General features: G+C 46.2%; 11 protein-coding genes and 1 pseudogene. 5 read left to right on the plus strand and 7 right to left on the minus strand.

Going from position 1 to position 20,194, the window contains the following annotated elements; translation table 11 throughout:
- Positions 1-220 precede the first annotated feature (220 nt).
- Together AACV12_RS16005 and AACV12_RS16010 are read right to left on the minus strand one after the other, a co-directional pair.
- Positions 221-934 carry a response regulator gene (locus AACV12_RS16005; RefSeq protein ID WP_094148021.1) on the minus strand — a complete coding sequence of 238 codons (714 nt, stop codon included), beginning with the start codon at positions 932-934 and terminating at the stop codon, positions 221-223.
- Entirely contained in the window at positions 924-2,354 is a 1,431-nt protein-coding gene (locus AACV12_RS16010; protein WP_094126850.1) for a sensor histidine kinase, read from the minus strand. Before AACV12_RS16010 ends, AACV12_RS16005 begins: the two co-directional genes overlap by 11 nt.
- A gap of 115 nt (positions 2,355-2,469) precedes the next feature.
- On the opposite strand from AACV12_RS16010, the gene nifJ reads away from it, so the two are divergent.
- Positions 2,470-5,754, plus strand: coding sequence for a pyruvate:ferredoxin (flavodoxin) oxidoreductase (nifJ, locus tag AACV12_RS16015; RefSeq protein WP_170900864.1), 3,285 nt, complete (start codon positions 2,470-2,472; stop codon positions 5,752-5,754).
- Between the two features lie 131 nt (positions 5,755-5,885).
- Here the strand turns inward: nifJ and AACV12_RS16020 are convergent, their stop codons facing one another.
- Positions 5,886-7,748, minus strand: coding sequence for a potassium transporter Kup (locus AACV12_RS16020; protein WP_094164440.1), 1,863 nt, complete (start codon positions 7,746-7,748; stop codon positions 5,886-5,888).
- 448 nt (positions 7,749-8,196) lie between these two features.
- Between AACV12_RS16020 and AACV12_RS16025 the strand changes: the two are divergent.
- Positions 8,197-10,614 (plus strand): annotated as a pseudogene (locus AACV12_RS16025) (M16 family metallopeptidase); the annotation flags it as partial.
- A 75-nt stretch (positions 10,615-10,689) separates the two neighbouring features.
- Here the strand turns inward: AACV12_RS16025 and AACV12_RS16030 are convergent.
- From AACV12_RS16030 to AACV12_RS16045, 4 genes are all read right to left on the minus strand, one after another.
- Complete coding sequence (locus AACV12_RS16030; RefSeq protein WP_249371371.1) at positions 10,690-11,787, minus strand: S1 family peptidase; 1,098 nt, start codon at positions 11,785-11,787, stop codon at positions 10,690-10,692.
- Between the two features lie 128 nt (positions 11,788-11,915).
- The gene (locus tag AACV12_RS16035; RefSeq protein ID WP_170900868.1) at positions 11,916-12,896 is read right to left on the minus strand and encodes a trypsin-like serine protease; all 981 of its coding nucleotides are present in this window, start codon (positions 12,894-12,896) and stop codon (positions 11,916-11,918) included.
- Positions 12,897-12,973: 77 nt separating this feature from the next.
- Complete coding sequence (gene gcvT, locus AACV12_RS16040) at positions 12,974-14,107, minus strand: glycine cleavage system aminomethyltransferase GcvT (RefSeq protein WP_170900870.1); 1,134 nt, start codon at positions 14,105-14,107, stop codon at positions 12,974-12,976.
- A 290-nt stretch (positions 14,108-14,397) separates the two neighbouring features.
- Positions 14,398-15,021: a helix-turn-helix domain-containing protein gene (locus AACV12_RS16045; RefSeq protein WP_010320321.1), complete on the minus strand. Its 624-nt coding sequence runs from the start codon at positions 15,019-15,021 to the stop codon at positions 14,398-14,400.
- A gap of 392 nt (positions 15,022-15,413) precedes the next feature.
- On the opposite strand from AACV12_RS16045, the gene AACV12_RS16050 reads away from it, so the two are divergent.
- The 3 genes from AACV12_RS16050 to gcvP all read left to right on the plus strand — a co-directional run bounded on the left by AACV12_RS16050 (position 15,414) and on the right by gcvP (position 20,120).
- Positions 15,414-16,721, plus strand: coding sequence for a serine hydroxymethyltransferase (locus AACV12_RS16050; protein WP_170900872.1), 1,308 nt, complete (start codon positions 15,414-15,416; stop codon positions 16,719-16,721).
- Positions 16,722-16,778: 57 nt separating this feature from the next.
- Entirely contained in the window at positions 16,779-17,159 is a 381-nt protein-coding gene (gcvH, locus tag AACV12_RS16055) for a glycine cleavage system protein GcvH (RefSeq protein WP_013868476.1), read from the plus strand.
- Between the two features lie 81 nt (positions 17,160-17,240).
- Entirely contained in the window at positions 17,241-20,120 is a 2,880-nt protein-coding gene (gene gcvP, locus AACV12_RS16060) for an aminomethyl-transferring glycine dehydrogenase (protein WP_170900874.1), read from the plus strand.
- Positions 20,121-20,194: the final 74 nt, after the last annotated feature.

A 20,194-nucleotide genomic window follows, 5' to 3' on the forward strand; every position in this document is an offset into this window, starting at 1 on the left:
AGAATAATTAATTATAAATGTAAAAAGCTTGCGCTCCTTACAAAACGGCTAAAGATGTGTGTATTTGTTACGTGCTCACTAATCCAATATCTCGCAAAACATCCCACTAACATTTCACGCTGGCTCTGCCTGAGTACTTAACCGATATTGAGTCTAACAAGCGCTTCGTATAGATGCTGTATGGATAGCAAGGCTCGATATAAAGATTTTATAAAGTAGCCTAAACCGCAAACTGGTCTGATTCGCCTTCTACCAACCGATATCCTACCCCTGTTTCTGTAATAATATGTTTAGGTTGGGCTGGATTTTCTTCCACTTTATGACGCAACTGGGCAACATGAATACGAACATAATGATGATGTTCAATGTAGTTACTGCCCCACACTTCTTTTAAAATTTGCTTATGAGTCAAAACCTTGCCCATATTTCTCACCAAAAGTTTTAAAATATTGTACTCGGTTTTGGTCAGTTTTAACGGTTCACCACTTTTAGTCACTTGCTTAAATGCCAAGTCGACAACTATCTGGCCGAATTGGTAGCAAACCGACTCTTGAGGCTGAGGTTGGCTCAGTTGGCGTAACGCGACACGTATTCGCGCTAGCAGTTCTTCACTACCAAATGGTTTAATCAAGTAATCGTTGGCTCCCGCATCAAGTGCTTGAACCTTATCTGATTCCTTATCACGGGCCGAGATGACAATGATTGGCGTCTGCGTCCAACCCCGAAGCTCTTTGGTGAGTGCAATACCTTCCATATCTGGTAAGCCTAAATCCAATAAAATCAGATGCGGATTCCAGTTTGCGACTAAGGCTACCCCTTGCTCTGCTGTTCCAGCCGTTTTGACTTGATACTGATAACCGCTGATCAACACGTTGAGAAAACGTTGAATCGGTGCTTCATCTTCAATGATCAAGATTTTAATTTCACTGTTCATACAGTCCCTTTAAATCGTAAAGTCGGCATGGTATCGCCACGGTAAAACTAACACCTTGGCTTTCACGGTTGCGAGCAACTATCGTACCGTGATGTGCGGTGACGATCACTTGGCATATCGCTAAGCCAAGCCCTGTGCCATCGACTTGGGTATGGTTGAGGCGATAAAAACGCTCAAAAATTCGGGTTAATTCTTGCTCAGGAATACCGGGGCCATTGTCCGCTACTGTTAAAATAAACGCCTCATCGCGGTATTCTATCTGGATCTCTATCTCACTTCCTTTAGGTGTATATTTGGCTGAATTTTCAATCAGGTTAGAGATAACCTGTTCAATCAATAAACTATCGAGTTCAACCAACATTGGTTCACTTTTTAAATTCACATGATGGTGACGCAATCGTCGAGATAAACGGCTCAGTGCACTGCCAAGCACTTCTTCAGGTTCGACCCAATCCAACTTAGGTACGAGGGCCGCGCTAGTGTAACGCGTGATATCAAGCAGTTTTGTTAAACTACGATTGAGCCGCTCACCTTGCTCAGCGATCGATTTCAATAGCTCATCTTGCACCTCTTGATCCAGCGTCAACCCCGCATCGGTCAACGTCGTTGCCACGCCAATGATCGTCCCTAATGGTGTTTTCAAATCATGAGATACTGATGCTAATAACGTGCTACGCATGGTTTCTAATTGATTAGCCGTTTCCACTTCCGCAAGCGCTTGGTTAGCTTGCGAACGTGCCAGTGACAAACTGAGTAATGAAATGACCCACGGGGTAACTTTGGCCTGTTGATCTTTTTCAACCGCTAATACGCCCAATACTGTCTCTCGATCTTTAAGCCAGTGGATGGTGGTGGTCGCAGGTACATGACGGCCATCAAATTCTTCTAGCTGGGCATACGGAAACGAATCGTTTTTTGCAAGCAGATGCCAGTGAGGGTGAGCAGATAAAATCGCGCTCGGCAAGCTCAGCTCTTTATTAAGAAACTGCACGGTCGCCTGCGCAATTTGCTCACTGGTTCGCAGTGCCGACAAGTGGCAAGCAAGCTGATAATAGGTCTTATGGCGCATCTGGAGGTGCTTATTTTTCTGTATTTGCTTTCTCTGTGACTGTGTTATATTGATCGCGAACATCCCACTGAACACCATCACCGAAAAAGTAATCACATGCTGTGCATTCTTGAAACGGAACGAACTGTAATCCGGCAATAAGAAGTAGTAATACACTATGACGCCCATAATGGTCATGAGGTATGCATTGCGTGGACGAAGTAGTGAAGCACTAACAATGTTGAGCAATAAAAACAGCATTGCCATGTCTGTTTCTAAGATATTTTTTCGGTAAATCACGCCCACCGTAGTAACCAACACATACAGGCATATCAATAAGATGACCCGTTGTGTCTCGTTTACTCGCGCCATGTTTAGCGTCTTAACCATCTTTGTTTCTCGTGATTTTGTCACCTTAGTGACGGAATCATACATCTTCAGACGTAAGTCGCAACGATTGCGATAAACACAAGAGGTTTCCAGAGTAATGAATTGGATTACTGATGCTAATACTGCGGTAGCAAATATAGCCTATCAATTAAGTGAAGTGATTGCCGTATACCCGATAACGCCAAGTACCACCATGGCCGAGTGCTGTGAAGCATGGTCGGCAAAACATCAGCTCAATATCTTAGGGGAAACACCCGAGGTAATTGAGATGCAATCTGAAGCGGGAACCATTGCGGTTGTGCATGGCAGCGCCATGAGCGGTGCATTAGCCACGACGTTTACTTCTTCGCAAGGATTATTATTGATGATCCCCACTTTATATAAATTGGTGGGAGAGCTGACTCCGTGCGTGATCCATGTCGCCGCGCGCAGTGTCGCAACCCATGCCCTATCGATTTTTTGCGACCACTCAGATGTGATGTCGATTCGGCAAACGGGCGTTGCCATGTTATGCGCAAGCAGCGGTCAGCAAGCACAAGACATGGCGTTGATATCGACCATGGCTTCACTGCGCAGTCGGTTACCGTTTGTCCATTTTTTTGATGGATTTATCACCTCTCATACCTTAACTAATATAGACATGCTCACCACCGAGCAGGTAGCGCAACTTTTTCCCCATCGCGCATTACTTGAATTTCGTCAACGCGCCTTAACGCCCGATCGCCCAACCTTACGCGGAGCAACGGCAGGTCCAGATACTTATTTTCAATGCCGCGAAGCGCAAAACCGCTATCAACAGCATGCACCCGATGTTGTCCAAACCTGTATGGATGAGTTTGCGCAGCTCACTGGACGTGCCTATCACTTAGTAGAGTACTGTGGCCATCCACAAGCTACACGACTAATCATCGCTCTTGGCTCGGTCAGTGAAACACTCAACCAATACGTTCAAAGCAAGCCAGATGAGAGCGTCGGTGTTGTCACCGTTCATCTCTATCGCCCTTTTCCTACTCAAGCATTACTCAACGCCTTGCCTGAATCGGTACAGCAGATCAGTGTGTTGGACCGCACTAAAGAACCCGGAAGTAGCGGTGAACCGCTGTATCTGGATGTGCTTGATGCCATTTACCAAAGTGGTCGACCCATTGAGTTATTCCGAGGCCGTTATGGTTTATCGGGAAAAGCTTTCTTTCCAGAAGATGCGCAGCACATTTTCGCTATGATGCGAAATGAGCACGGCCGGAAAAGAGAATTCGTGGTAGGAATCGATGATGACGTCACTCATCTTAGCCTACCCGTTACCTCACAGCCTGAACGAGAAGAAGCGCTGCAAACGGTGTTGATGTACGGCTACGGTGGTGATGGTAGCATCTCGGCAGGAAAAAACGTGCTCAAAGCTCTTGGCAAGCAAAACCACTGGTATGTGAATGCTCAGTTCGAGTACGACTCGAAAAAATCACGCAATCTTACGACGACGCACTTGCGACTCTCCGAACAACCGATCCAAACTCCGTACCCGATCCGACAAGCCAGATTAATTTCGCTCAGTCAATTAGGCCTACTGAAAGACATCGATATCACGCAGCGATTTTGTCAGCGCGCGCTACTATTGATCAACACATCGCTTACAGGGCAAGCACTGTGGGATTCTCTGCCATTTGCATTGCAATCGACGATTCAAGCTAAACAGATCAAAGTGGTGACGATCGATGCCGATAAGTTAAGTGCTCAGCATCAACTCAAAAACAAAGCCAGCGTCGCTATGCAAGTAGCGGCGACTTTACTGCTCAGCCCAAGCCAAGAACCTTCTCAACAGCGTGCAACTTTGCTGGTTCTGCAAGCAATGTGCAAAACGCAATTACAAGGAAAACCTGACGCACTTATCGAGCGTAACCTCGCGTGCATTGAGGCAGCAGCGCACGAGATAAACGACTCACCTTTCACCATCAACGCACAAACCTCGCAAACATCATTTGCGGTCAAAGAGCGCAGCCAACCCGCTTCTTTGGTGGAATGGTTACTCGCTGGGAAAGGGGGAGATTTACCTGTCTCTGCCTACCCTCCTGACGGGATTTGGCCAACCAATACTTCTTCTTTAGAGAAACGAGATATCTCCGAACAATTACCAGTTTGGGATCCGGATCTCTGCACTCAGTGCGGTTACTGTGTCTCGATATGTCCGCACTCAGCAATTCGTGCTCGGGTGTTCGAACCCAACGAAGCACATCAAACATCGACCGCGCTTAAAACCATGCCTTATCGCTCTCGTCATCAACAAGATGCGCAATACGCATTGCAAGTATCGCCCGATGACTGCACTGGCTGCCAACTCTGCGCGCAAGTTTGCCCAGCCAAAGATAAGCACGACCCTGAGCAGAAAGCGTTGACTATGATCAGTAAGCCGCTTTGTTATGAACAAGAACAGCAGCAGTTTGCCCAGTTTAATGCGCTGCCAATGCAAAACATCCACCAACAGAGTCGTATTGATGTCAAAACCATCCAGCATGTTGAGCCTTATTTCGAATACCCTAATGCTTGCGCTGGGTGTGGTGAAACACCTTATATTCGGATTTTGACCCAATTATTTGGTGACCGACTTTATATTGCCAATGCAACTGGATGCTCTTCCATTTTTGGTGGCAATTTGCCCACAACACCCTACAGCCAGGATGCCCAAGGAAGAGGACCTGCATGGGCTAATAGCCTATTTGAAGATAACGCGGAATTTGGGCTGGGAATGCGATTAGCCGTCAAAGCCTTAGGGGCGCGAGCACAAACGGCCTTTGCTCAACACTCCCTTCACGGCAGCAATGAGTTACTCACTGACGTTGATGAGCGTCGACAACAACTGAGCAAGATAAAATCAAGCTTAACGTCAGACACTCCGCATGCCGAATTAAAGCTATTACTTGATTATTTGATTGAAAAGCAGGTATGGCTGATAGGTGGCGATGGCTGGGCTTATGACATCGGTTTTGGCGGCCTTGACCATGTGTTACGCAGCGGTGAAAACATCAATATCTTAGTACTCGATACTCAATGCTATGCCAACACTGGTGGGCAAAAATCCAAATCAACCCCACAAGGAAAAACAGCCAAACTGTGTAGTTTACCCAACCCAAATCCCACCAAAGATTTGGTTGCTCTTTACCAAAACCTGCCCGGTATCTATGTGGCAAGAATCGCTTTAGCGGCCAATATGAACCACACGATCAAAACGCTACAAGCGGCTGGGGAACATAAGGGGCCATCATTGGTTGTCGCTTATTCTCCATGCATTGAGCACCATTATGATCTTGCGCAGAGCGCCGAATACACCAAGGCACTGGTTAAGCAAGGTGACTGGCCACTGTATGCAGCGCTTGGCAAAAACGTTGAATAACACACCTTAACCCTGCTAAGAAACAAGCCGTTCCTTGATAAAGAAACGGCTTATTTCTACGTGAGTTGATGGTTCTTGCTTTAAGCTCAATGAGTCGGTGCGCTGAACCGCAACACAATGCAATCAAGACATTAAATTTCTCGATAGACGCCCATCTCAATCAAACGATCAGAAGGAATGTTAAGCCGCTCTGCCGTACGCAGCGCATGTTTGCTCATTAAGATAAATAACCGCGCTTTGAAATCATGCCATAGGCCCACTTTTTGTGCCTGAATACGCTCAGCAGAGAGCAAGAAAATAGTCTCATTAGGATGTAGATGCAGCCCTTTAAGCGAACAGGAGTGCATCACTTGTTCAATATCTGGTACTTCCTGATAGCCCGTATGGATGATCACTTGCCAAAACGTTTCTGACAACTGCTCGATCTCTGCTCGGCGACAAGGATGCACTTTAGGCTGTGATTCATACTGAAACGTCATCAATATATTACGCTCATGAAGCGTTTTATTGTATTTCAAATTATGCACCAAAGAGCGAGGGACATGATGGCTGACACGCGAAAGGTAGACGGCATTACCTTGAGTACGACGAAATGTTTCCCCTTCAAGAGAAGCAATCATGGCAGAAAGCGACAAATCACTGCCCGACACGTCAAGTAAACGCTGCTTCTGCTGCTGCCAAATAGACATCACAGCAAAGATAAGACCACCTAGCGAAATCGGCAACCAACCACCATCACTCAATTTGGTCGAAGTTGAAGTAAAGAGAAAGGCATCTAGGCTAACAAAAACCGTCCCCAGCAACCAAACATGTGCTCGCGGCCATTGCCAGTAATAACGTGCCACAATCACTATCAGTAACGACGAAATTGCCATGATCGCCGTTACGGCGATGCCATAAGCGGCGGCTAAGTTAGCCGATGATTGGAAACGCATCATCACAAACAGCACAGCGACAAACAGCAACACATTGGCTGCTGGAACATAAATTTGCCCTTGAGAGTGCTCTGACGTATGGGTAATTTTCAATGGCGGGAGATAACCATAGTTCATTGCTTGACGAGTTAATGAAAAGATCCCCGAAATCACCGCTTGTGAAGCAATCACGGCCGCTAAGGTAGCCAAAATAATCACAGGCCATAGCCACAGGCTAGGCACTAAACCAAAAAAGGTTTGACCTGTAACCCCTTGAGAAACCAACAGATAAGCCCCTTGCCCAAAATAGTTAAGCAATAAACTGGGTAACACAATCATAAACCAAGCAAGACGGATTGGCTTAATACCAATGTGTCCCATATCGGCATACAAGGCTTCAACGCCAGTCACTGACAGCACTACGACGCCAAGAATGATCAACGTATTTACCCCCTGTTCGGCGATAAAATGAAACGCGTAATAAGGATTGATTGCGACTAATACCTGTGGTTGCTCAATGATAGCGTTAAACCCTAAAACGCCCAGCGAGAGAAACCATATAACCATTACCGGCGCAAAAAATCGCCCAATACGTTCGGTGCCTAATGCTTGAATTGCAAACAGAATCACGATAATTCCTACTGCAATCGGTAGCACGAATGGTGCGAAATCTTGCTCCACCACCGCGATACCTTCCACAGCAGACAGTACTGACATAGCCGGCGTTATTACCGCTTCACCAAAAAAGAACCCGGTGGCTAATAACCCAAGTAATAACACCAAAGGCTTTAGTGAATCTGGGCAATGCTCTCTAGCAATTGCTGATAAAGTTAAAATACCACCTTCACCATGTTTATGCGCACGAGTGATGAGCATTAAATATTTCACCGAGACGATCAACACAAATGCCCAAAACACCAAAGAGAGGATGCCAAGTACATTCAATGAATTGATCGGTAATGGGTGGTGACTAAAAAACACCTCTTTTAGTGCATATAACGGGCTAGTGCCAATATCGCCATAAACGATACCTACGGCTAATAGTGCAAGCGAAGCGGTACTTTTTTGTGGTTGTTTCATTTCAATATTACCCTAAATGGGCATCCTATCTAACTATGCTCACCTCATAGTAATCAGATAGATTTAAAGAAAATGTATAAAACCAAGGATAGGCATATAAAAAGTATAAAGATTCAATCCCAGATTGAGCAAAATGTAGTAATAGTGGTCAAACTCGTTTCAATCCACATCACTCTGTTAACACTTAAATTACACAATGTAATTAATAACATTCATTGTTACGAAAAAATTGAAACTTCTTTCTCAAAACCTGAGTTGATAGTCACATTCCCCAAAATAATTCAAACCTCATGACGTATATTGCCACCAAATACATGTCGAGGTTGTTATGAAAATATATCGTCTACTATTCGTTAGTTGCTTATTTCTGTTGGGATGTGCTTCAAATCAAGCGTTCACTCCGATCAAAGAAGATCCCTATTGGGCGAGCGCCGAGCTGGCCAATGGCATGAAATACCACATTTATCCCAATCAAAAAGAACCCGTTTCCATCCGCTTGATTGTTCACGCAGCCGCATTTCAAGAAAACAATCAGCAACAGGGCTACGCTCATTTTCTTGAGCATATGGCTTTTAATGGCAGCGCTCATTATGCCGGAAATGATGCGATCAAAACCTTTGAGCAATCAGGTGTCAGTTTTGGCCCTGACATCAATGCTTATACTGCTTATCAAGAAACGGTTTACAAACTGGATTTACCCGATAACCAAGCGGTAGAGCCAGCTCTGGTCTGGTTTAGAGATATTGCCGATGGTATAGAGCTTACTCCCACATCGGTTGAAAATGAAAAACGCGTGATCATGGGTGAGTTTCGTTTTTCACGTAAAGAGGAGAAGAGCTACGCTCAAAACGTTTATGAGCACATGATTGCTAATACTTTATATGCACAACATGATCCCTTGGGCACCAAAGAAAGCGTGAACCAAGCGACAGCCGAAGGGATTGCCGATTTTTACCGCACTTGGTATCAGCCACAGCTCACCGAAATCGTTATCGCCGGCAATATCACATTAGAGCAAGCCACGGCATTGATAGAAAAACACTTCGCGAGCTGGGAAAAAGGCAGCACGCCAATGCCGACTAGAAATCACAGCATTACGGCCAATAATACAGATTTTGTGGGTTACATTGGTGCCAATGACTCACCGAACATTAGCCTATTCATCGACCGTGGCGAGCAAAAAATAGCCAGCCGTGAACAACAAGCCCAGTGGTGGCTCGATGATATCGCCCAGCAACTGATACAACAGCGGTTATCCAGCAATTTTAGTGACGCCAACCTTCCGGCACTTTGGATTTATTCCCAAACTATCCCGTTTGAAACCCAGCGCTATTCGTTTGCAGAGGTCGGGTTTCCTGTGGACTCAAGAGAAGCATCGCAAAATCTCTTCTTCTCCACACTTGCTGCACTGCGTGATCATGGTGTGAGTGAGCAAGAGTTTCAGGCGATTTTCCGTCAGTATCAAGAGATGCTAGCGAACTTCGATAACAATTGGCAAAAAGCCACCGCGATAGATTTAGTCGAAGAAAAAACGCTGGTGCGCACGTTGGATCAACCGATCCAGTCGCATTTAGACCGACGTTCGACGTTAACCGAATTTATCTCGACCACCAACAATGCCATAATCGATGAACACCTTCGCAAATTATTGTCTAGCGACTACCAGATCAATATTGGGTTGGATAAAAGTGAAGACAAAGAATCCGTCGTCGCGACACTGCCAACACTCAAAACCCTGTTTGCCCAAAAAGGGCAGCCACCGCTATTGCAAGAGGTCAATCAAGCTTTTGTGACACCTACGCAAATAGGTGCCATTTTGTCAGAATCTCAACTTCAAGAGTCGATGGATATCACCACTTGGACGCTAAGTAACGGTGTTGAAGTGTGGTATCGCAGAGACACTAACGCAGGGGAAAAAGTGTATGCCTCTTTGGCAAGCCTTGGTGGTAAAGCAAGCTTAGAGCCCGATTTGCGTAAAGCTTCTGAAGTGCTTATTCCGAGTGCCATACGCGGTGGAATTGGTAACTTTAGCGGCTCTCAGTTGGATAATCACCTGAGAAGACACGGCATCATATTGAATCCCTACATCGACTTTACGTCGCATGGTATCAGCCTTGAATCATCTAAAGATGAGTTAGCCGAAGCGTTTGCGGCCCTTTATACGGCGATGACAGCCATCAACATCGACGACAGCCATCTGCAGTTAACAAAACAAGAGTTTAAGCAAAATCGTGATACTTTTCTTCGCTCACCCATTGGCCAGATGGCGCTCGCCATTAATCGCAATAGCTATCTGCCGGACACCACTCATTGGTTATACGAAGGATCGGACATCAATACGGTGAGTGTTGAGCAACTGATGCAAACCCATGATGATCTCTTTAAGAAAAATAGAGGCTTTAAACTCTTTATTACCGCAGACATTAAACCTGCCGAACTGAAACCGCTATTGCGTACCTATGCAGCGTCATTAACCTTCAGCTCTGCACCTGAGGTCGATTATCGCATTGATTATCGCGCAGACTTTCAGCCTCGAATCGACATGGCGATCAACGATGAAAAAAGCAGTGCCTATCTTGCCAGAGTGATCAGTAACGACCCGGAACACAAATCGGCTACTACTATCTTCATGGATGATATGTTGTGGCGTGTGGCAAACCGCCGCATGGTGAGTCAGGTGCGTGAACAGCTAGGGTTGGATTACGCTCCCAATGCTTTTTCGGTTTCAGCCGATAGTGAACCACATAACGATTGGCTATTTAGCGTGGATATTTCATCCAATGATGTCGATACCGCAGAGCAAGCCATTGATAAGCTGATTGACGGTTTATCCGTCGAAATAACGGAAGAGGAAACGCTCACCGCAGCAAAACAATTGATTGCCGATCTCAAACCACTCAAAGACGACCCCAAGCAGATGAATTGGTTTATTCAACGTTATTCACTGCACGGGTACGGCATCGATGCGTTGTTTAACATAGAGCAAACGGCAAACCGAATCACCGCACAAGAGATGACGTTGAGAGCCAAGCAAATTTTTAATCACCACAACAGACGAACCAAAATTATTATGCGCCCGAAAGCGAAATAACAGCAGTAGAGTCAACCCTAGGATACTCAAACTGCCACCGCTCTCCTCCTGAGGGGCGGCAACAGTTTGAGTATCAATCAGAACACGTACCCCATTTTGAGTGGCAACATAATATTTAGGCACCTCTGCCCCTGTAAGAACGCGCTGAATCCAGCTCTGATAATCATAAAGCTCCGTAAATACCGAGGTGATCGGTTGGTTAGTATCGCCACATAGTGAAGGCCCAAAGCTGGTTAAACCAATTTGAATGTATTGCGAGCCATTAAACCAATAGACAGGCCCACCGGAATCGCCAGAACAGGTGGAGTTTTTATAAGCACCGCTTACCGCACCATCAAAACAGATCTGCTTTGAGGTCAGTGCCGAGCCATAGAAAGCGCTACAGACGGCATTACTAACAAAAGTGAGGGTCGTTTCTTGTAACTGAGTATTTGAACTCGCGACATTACCCGCCACGTAGCCATGACCAATCGCTTTGTAATTATTGCCAGCAGGGTAATCATTATTTAACTGAGTATTGAGTAGCGCAGAATAGTCCGCCACATTGAGCGGTGTTTCGAGCTTGATAATCGCAATGTCATCACGCCAGAGTGCGCTGGACGAATTGATGTAAGTACTGGGGTAATAAAAAGCCGCCGCGCGCGATATCTGGATATTCCCATAGGGGAAATCGGCCACATTATCCAACTGAGGCACGACCACCGTATAAAGCATGGTATCTTTTTTACCGTAGATACAATGAGCTGCCGTCAAAATAAACTGTGAATTGATGATACTCGCCCCACAAAAACTGTTGCTACTAGGTTGAGTGCTGCTTTGATATAAAAGGCTAGCAAAAGAAGGGTAAGTGGCACTGCTGGTATCCGAACCATTCACAATGTAAGGCTGGAAATCAACCGCATAAGCATTTGCTGATAGCATCGCACTAAACAGTATCCATTTGTACATCCATCACCTCGTCACTCATCTAGAAAGATACGCGTGTATCACTTTCAAGTTTAGCGCCCTAAGTGGAACCTGCTCAGAAAAGGCAATAAAAAAGCGACCTAAACAGGTCGCTCGAGATCAATAAGGGTTCAACGTCTACGAATGAAGGGGATAAACATCAGCAGTAAAGACCACCAGCCGAATGATCCACCACTGTCAGAAGGTGGGTTTAAATAAGCTTGGCGTTTCGCTTCTGTTGCGACAAATTTTGGTGGTTCAGAACCAAGCAGAACACCCTCTATCCAAGTAGAATAGTCAAGGATTTCCGTAAATACCGATGGAGCAGTAACCAGTGGGTCTCCACACTTGGTATTTGGCCCGAAGCTGGTTATACCAACTTGGATATAGTTACCGCCATTATGCCAAAATAACGGGCCCCCAGAATCGCCCTGACAGGTTGCATTTTGCAGCCCCGTAGAACCTATCGCCCCTTCCATACATAAATTAGTGTCCGTGGTGAAAGTGTAATTGCAATATACATTAGGCACATAGGCCAAATCAGTTTGTTGTAGATACGGAGTATTATCATTATTAGAAGAGGTATTACCATGCCCAACGGCAATAAAGGTTTCACTTGATGAACGATAAGTGCTATCCAAATTGGTGGTTGGTCGCGTTAAGTAGTCAGTAGACGACACCATTGTCAAAGGCGTTTCAAGCTTAAGGATCGCAATATCATCCAATAAGGTGGTGTTGTTATAAGTTGATGGATAATAGATTTCTGCCACTCGCGCTTTTTCTAATATGTTGAATGGAAAGTTTGTTTCAATTTGCAGCTTAGGTACAACAGAGGTAAAAAGCTGATTTGCACTATTACCATAAACGCAGTGCGCAGCCGTCAATACATATTGGTTATTGAGCAACGAAGCACCACAATAACTTCCTTTTTCATATGAACCGTTATAAGCAATTTGATCAAAAAACAAGCTCGCTATAGAAGGAAACTCCGTCACGCTTGCATCCGTACCGTTTACTATGTAGGGCTGAGCATCAACGGCGAACACATTGCCAGAGAAGGCGAGCGAAGAAAAAAGTACTACCCATTTGTTCATCATGTCATTCCTTATCACTTTGAACCCAGATAGTACTTAATCCGTTATCGATATGAAACATCTTTAAATGCACTTTTATTACATTTTATGATGCTTTAGCCGCGATAATAACGCTGAGCCACAAACGGCATTTTCTCAACCACCATTGGCAGCATTTTTCCGCGCACATCAGCAAAAATTTCTGTGCCTATCGCTGATAAATCAGCTCGGATATAGGCCATAGACACGGGCTTGCCGGCCGTCGGTCCCGCTGTACCACTGGTCACTACGCCTATATGCTGGCCATCGGCATCAAATAGCTCAGTGCCTTCACGTACTGGCGCTTTAGTTAACCCCACTAAACCTACACGTTTACGTGCAACATCTTTGCTTTCGATCTGCCCAAGAATGATGTCTGCACCCGGGAAACCACCCGCACGCTCACCTTTAGCACGACGCACTTTGCTTATCGCCCATAACAAGCTCGCTTCAACTGGCGTTGTGGTGGTATCGAGATCATGCCCGTAAAGGCACAAACCACACTCTAAACGCAGTGAATCGCGCGCGCCCAGACCAATCCATTCCACTTCTTCATAAGCGGTCAGTTTACGCGCCAATGCTTCGGCCTGTTCTGCTGGTACAGAAATTTCATAACCATCTTCACCGGTATAACCACTTCTGCTGACAATGCACTGGGCTCCATCGATGTCCATTAGCTGAATATCCATAAAGTGCATCGTCATCACTTGTGGTTGCAGGCGAGCTAACACTTCAGCGGCTTTTGGCCCTTGCAGCGCTAACAGCGCGCGATCGTCAATGACTTCGAGCTCAACACCTTGTGGCAAATGTGCTTGTAGATGCGTGATATCTTGTGCTTTACAAGCCGCATTAACCACAACAAACAGATGATCATCAAGGTTAGCAATCATCAAGTCATCCATGATGCCACCTTGTGCATTGGTGAAAAAGGCGTAACGCTGCTTGCCTGCTGGTAAGTCAATAATGTCGACCGGAACCAATGACTCCAATGCTTGCGCGGCATTGGCTCCATGCAAACGAAGTTGGCCCATATGCGAAACATCAAACAAACCAGCCGCCTCGCGAGTATGCAAATGCTCTTTCTTTACCCCTAATGGGTACTGAACGGGCATGTCATAGCCAGCAAATGGCACCATTTTCGCTCCAACTTCGATGTGCAGCGCATGTAAAGGAGTAGTGAGTAATGTTTGATTTGCATGTTCTTGAGTCATTTTTATCTCCATTTCAGCCGACCCAGCAGGGAATTCACCACCAAATTTTGGCTATTATGTCCAAAGAAGAGGAAACCATGTTTCCAATAGTGAACAAGAATGCGCCCGTTCGGACGGATTAACAAGTTCAAAACAAGATGAATTGTCAAAATTAACAACCCAATCACAATTAAAAGTCGCGAGATGCTTAGCATCGCCTGAGCTAAAAGTGATTAAAAGCACATATAGAAGGTAAAACCACCAAATAGCAAACGATTGCTGTCACTATAAGAAACTTCGCGTTTTCACACTCATTTTGCAGTAACCCACAAAATCAATGCATCCTCTTCGCTGACAGAGACCAGCATGTGCCCCATGTTAGCGTCGTAATAAACGCTATCACCTTCCGCCAATCGAACCGGTTCATAAAATTCGCTATAGAACAAAACTTCACCCGTGAGGATCAACAAAAACTCCTCACCATCGTGACGAACCCAGTCACTGTACTCTTCAAATGCACGAGCTCGCACTCGGCTTTTAAACGGCATCATTTTCTTATTAGAGAGCTGCGTGGCGAGCAATTCATGCTCGTAAGTTGGGGTGGGATGCGGCTTTCCCTGACCAATACGAGAAATATCCCTACGACCTGTTGCCACAATTTTCTTTGGTGGCTCAAATAGTTGAGGCATATCTATCTGCAATCCATGAGCGAGTTTTTGCATCGCTTGGTAGGTTGGAGAAATCTGTTCGTTTTCGATTTTACTCAATGTAGATCGAGCTAATCCTGTCCGCTGGCTCGCCTCTTCTAGCGTAATCCCAAGCTTAGAGCGGATCTCTTTAATACGTTGCCCAAGCTTAAGCGGTTCGATCGTTTGTTCACCAGTTTCCTTGGCCAAGGTCAACGATGGGTACTCATCATAAATGTCTTCAGACATGCTTTCCCTCGATTGTTATCTTCCTGATTTCGGCCATCATTGTGGCATAAAGCCAACGCAAGGTTAAAGAGGCTGAACGTAAATAAAGCGTGCTCTTGCTTACAAAAAAAGAAACCATGTTTCCTATAGGAAATTTTTGATTGATTGTTTATAAGTCAAAGAGTATGTTACTGACTTGTTAGATAAAGAGATGCAGTTTACCACTTATTGCGGTTAGGGATTTAACAAGGTTTAAGTGGCTTTTCACCCCGTATTGTTGGGGTTGCAATCCAGTTTAAGGATAACTGACACTCTGCTTTGTTGTCGCCCAACGGCTTAACGATAAGGCAGCCACTAAAAAGGAATGACGGAATGTTTAGCCAATCCGTCGGATTATTGGAAGGTCATCTACCATGAATGCCAACGTGAACAAAAGTTACCCCAACCACTGCCTTGAGAGCTTTTTCTCTACCAACCTTGCTGCCACTGATGATGCTGTCTTTGCGGGTATTCAAGCCGAATACGTGCGCCAAAATGAACAAATTGAGCTGATCGCCTCAGAAAACATCGTTTCAAAAGCCGTGATGCAAGCGCAAGGTACTTGTCTCACCAATAAATATGCAGAAGGCTACCCCGGCCGTCGCTATTACGGTGGTTGCGAACACGTTGATACCGTCGAAACCATTGCGATTGAACGTGCAAAATCCCTATTCCATTGTCAATACGCCAACGTGCAGCCGCATTCAGGCGCACAAGCTAATGGCGCGGTGATGCTGGCTTTACTGCAACCGGGTGACACGATTTTAGGTATGTCTCTGGATGCCGGAGGCCACCTCACTCATGGCGCTCGGCCTGCTCTCTCTGGTAAGTGGTTTAATGCTATTCAATATGGTGTCGATAGCACGACCTTAGAAATCAATTATGATGATGTACGCAGCCTCGCGTTAGAGCATCAACCAAAAATGATCATTGCGGGCGGCTCTGCCATTCCTCGCGTGATTGATTTTGCCAAATTCCGAGCCATTGCTGATGAAGTGGGCGCGCTCTTAATGGTCGATATGGCGCATATTGCCGGATTAGTCGCCACTGGTGCTCACCCAAGCCCATTGCCGCATGCCCACGTTGTCACGACCACCACACATAAAACCTTGCGCGGCCCACGAGGCGGTATGGTTTTGACCAACAGCGAAGAGATCAGCAAAAAAATTAACTCGGCGGTTTTCCCCGGCCTGCAAGGTGGCCCGTTAATGCACGTAATTGCGGCCAAAGCGGTAGCACTAGGCGAAGCGTTAGGCCCTGAGTTTTATCGTTATATTGATTCGGTGATCGATAACGCAAAAGTTCTCGCCGAAGTATTGCAAACTCGCGGTTGTGACATTGTGACTGGCGGGACTGACACTCATCTCATGCTTGTTGATCTTCGCCCTAAAGGGCTGAAGGGGAATATCGCCGAACAAGCATTAGAACGTGCAGGAATCACATGTAACAAAAATGGCATCCCATTTGATACCGAGAAGCCTATGATTACTTCGGGTATTCGTTTAGGTACGCCAGCTGGAACCAGCCGTGGTTTTGGTCGTGAAGAATTCAAACTCATCGGTGAGTGGATTGGCGATGTTCTCGATGGCCTTGTTGTGAGCCCAGAAGGAAACAGTGATGTTGAGCAACGTGTGCGCAAACAAGTTAAAGCGCTGTGCCAACGCTTCCCACTCTACCAATAGCCTTTTTAAATTAAACACAAGTTCAAATCAATACGATACTTTTTTGGAGATAAAGCAATGGACAATACACTGAAGTTTGCAGATAGCCACGAGTGGGTGCGCGACAACGGTGACGGCACAGTGACCATCGGTATTTCTGAGCATGCGCAAGAGATGCTCGGTGACGTCGTGTTTGTTGACCTACCTGAAGTAGATACAGAAATTGATGCTGGAGACAGTTTTTCTCTGGTTGAATCTGTCAAAGCCGCTTCAGATATTTACGCACCGATTACAGGTGTCATCGTTGAAATCAACGAAGAGTTAGAAGATAGCCCAGAACTCATCAACGAAGAACCGTATGAAGGTGGCTGGATTGTGAAAGTGAAGATGTCTGATGCTTCTGAACTCGACAATCTAAAAAATGCAGAAGAGTACCAAAACTCTATCGAAGAAGATTAATTAGCCCATCACGGATCAAAGCTGCCCAGCATGGGCGGCTTTTTTTTAAGGTCGCACACGATCTTTGAAAAGGTAAAGGAAATGACTGAATTACTTCACAGCCCACTGCTTAGCCAGTTAAGTACCGAAAATGAGTTTGTTGCACGCCACAACGGACCCAACTCAGCCGATCAACAAAAAATGCTCAACGCGATTAACGCCGAAAGTTTAGCCGCGTTAATCGAACAAACCGTTCCTGCGCAAATTCGTTTAGAAAGCCCAATGTCTCTTGCTGCGCCTAAAAGCGAAGCCGATATGCTCAGCGCGATAAAAGTATTTGCCAATCAAAACCAGATTAAACGCACGTTCATTGGTCAAGGTTACTACAACACCTTCACGCCGAACGTCATTTTGCGTAACGTACTGGAAAATCCGGGCTGGTATACGGCTTACACGCCCTACCAGCCAGAAATCTCTCAAGGTCGTTTGGAGTCGCTGCTTAACTACCAACAAATGGTGATGGATTTAACAGCAATGGATATTGCCAACGCGTCGCTGCTCGATGAAGCAACGGCCGCTGGCGAAGCAATGACACTGTGTAAACGCGCAGGAAAAAGCAAAAGTAACGTCTTTTTTGTGGCGGACGATGTTCATCCACAAACCATTGAAGTGGTAAAAACTCGCGCTGAATTTATCGGTTTTGAGGTACAAATCGGCGCACTCGACTCATTGCCTGAACAAGATGTGTTTGGCGCGCTGCTGCAATACCCAAGCACCACAGGTGAAGTGCGTGATTTAAGCGACCTGATTGCTAAAGCGCAAGCCAATAAAATCTTGGTTACTGTTGCCACGGATTTACTGGCCAGCACCTTGCTGAAACCAGCAGGTGAAATGGGCGCGGATGTCGTGATTGGCTCAGCTCAACGTTTCGGTGTCCCTATGGGTTACGGCGGCCCACACGCCGCCTTTATGGCCACGCGTGAAGCGCACAAACGCACTATGCCCGGCCGCGTGATCGGAGTGTCGATTGACGCCAAAGGTAATCCAGCACTGCGCATGGCAATGCAAACTCGCGAGCAGCACATTCGCCGCGAAAAAGCGACCTCGAACATCTGTACCGCGCAAGCCCTGCTGGCTAATATGGCCTCGTTTTATGCGGTCTATCATGGCGCAGAAGGGTTGCGCACCATTGCGCGCCGTACTCATCATATGACAGCAATTCTAGCGGCAGGCTTAACTCAAGCGGGTTACGAATTGGTGCATAACAGCTTCTTTGACACGATTACCTTAAAGAGCGCCGCTCAAACTCAAGCTCTGTACGCAAAAGCGCAACAAGCCGACATCAACTTACGCCGATTTGATGACCAACTAGGCATCAGTTTAGATGAAACCACCACCACCGCTGATCTTGAAACCCTGTTTGCGGTTTTCGATATTAAGCAATCGGTAAGCGCGCTGTCGGCAGAAATTGCCGCCAACGAATTTGCAGCGATTCCAGAACACTGCCGTCGTCAATCTCGCTTCCTAACGCATCCTGTGTTCAACACCTATCACAGCGAAACGCAAATGATGCGTTATTTGAAAAAACTTGAGAATAAAGATTTTTCATTAACTCACGGCATGATCCCGCTTGGCAGTTGCACCATGAAACTGAACGCCGCAGCGGAGATGATCCCTGTCACTTGGCCAGAATTTGGTTCGATCCATCCATTTGCACCGAAAGAGCAAGCCGCAGGTTACGCCGCTCTCGCTAAGGATTTAAAAGAAAAGCTCTGTGAAATCACAGGCTATGATGCTTTCTCGCTACAACCAAATTCCGGTGCTTCTGGCGAATATGCAGGGCTGGTGGCGATTCAGCGCTACCACAAAAGCCGTGGTGAAGGGCATCGTAACGTCTGCTTAATTCCGAGCTCAGCACACGGCACCAACCCTGCAACCGCTTCAATGGTTTCGATGAAAGTAGTGGTCGTGAAATGTGATAATAACGGCAACGTTGATATCGCAGACCTCGCAGACAAAATTGAGAAGCATAAAGAGAACCTCTCTAGCATCATGATCACTTATCCTTCAACGCACGGCGTTTACGAAGAACAAGTTAAAGAAGTCTGTAACATGGTTCACGCCGCGGGCGGCCAAGTTTACCTTGATGGCGCCAACATGAACGCGCAAGTTGGTTTAACCAATCCGGGCTTTATTGGCTCTGATGTTTCTCACCTCAACCTGCACAAAACATTCTGTATTCCTCATGGCGGTGGCGGCCCAGGTATGGGGCCGATTGGTGTAAAATCTCACCTAGCGCCTTTCCTACCGGGACATATTGAAGGGGGAGTTGAAGGCAGCGATCACGCCGTATCTGCAGCCGATTTAGGCAGCGCTTCTATTTTACCTATCTCATGGGCTTATATTGCCATGATGGGTGCAGAAGGCTTAACCACGGCTACTCAAGTCGCTATTTTAAATGCCAACTACGTGATGGAAAGACTGCGCCCACACTACCCTATTCTTTACCGTGGTAGTAACGGCCGCGTAGCGCACGAATGCATTATTGACATTCGTCCGCTTAAAGAAGCGACAGGTATCAGCGAAGAAGACATTGCTAAACGTTTGATGGATTATGGCTTCCACGCACCGACGATGTCATTCCCTGTTGCTGGCACCTTGATGATTGAACCAACCGAATCGGAAGACTTAGCCGAATTGGATCGCTTCTGCGAGGCGATGATTGCGATTCGCGCCGAAATGGAGAAAGTTCAATCAGGCGAATGGCCATTAGCCGACAACCCGTTAGTGAATGCGCCGCATACACAATCGGATCTCGCGAGTGAAGCATGGGCTCACCCATATTCTCGTGAAACGGCTTGCTTCCCATCCGCTCATACTAAGGCATCAAAATACTGGCCAACCGTGAGCCGCGTCGATAACGTATACGGTGACCGTAACCTTGTCTGCTCATGCCCAAGTATCGATAACTACCAAGAGTAGGTGCTGATGTTGATGGCTCGTCGTCACAGTTTATGATCATCTTTTAGATTGTGACTGACTTTGTTATCAATACT

This window comes from Vibrio sp. 2-2(8), assembly GCF_963888495.1.
Classification (GTDB): Bacteria; Pseudomonadota; Gammaproteobacteria; order Enterobacterales; family Vibrionaceae; genus Vibrio; species Vibrio anguillarum.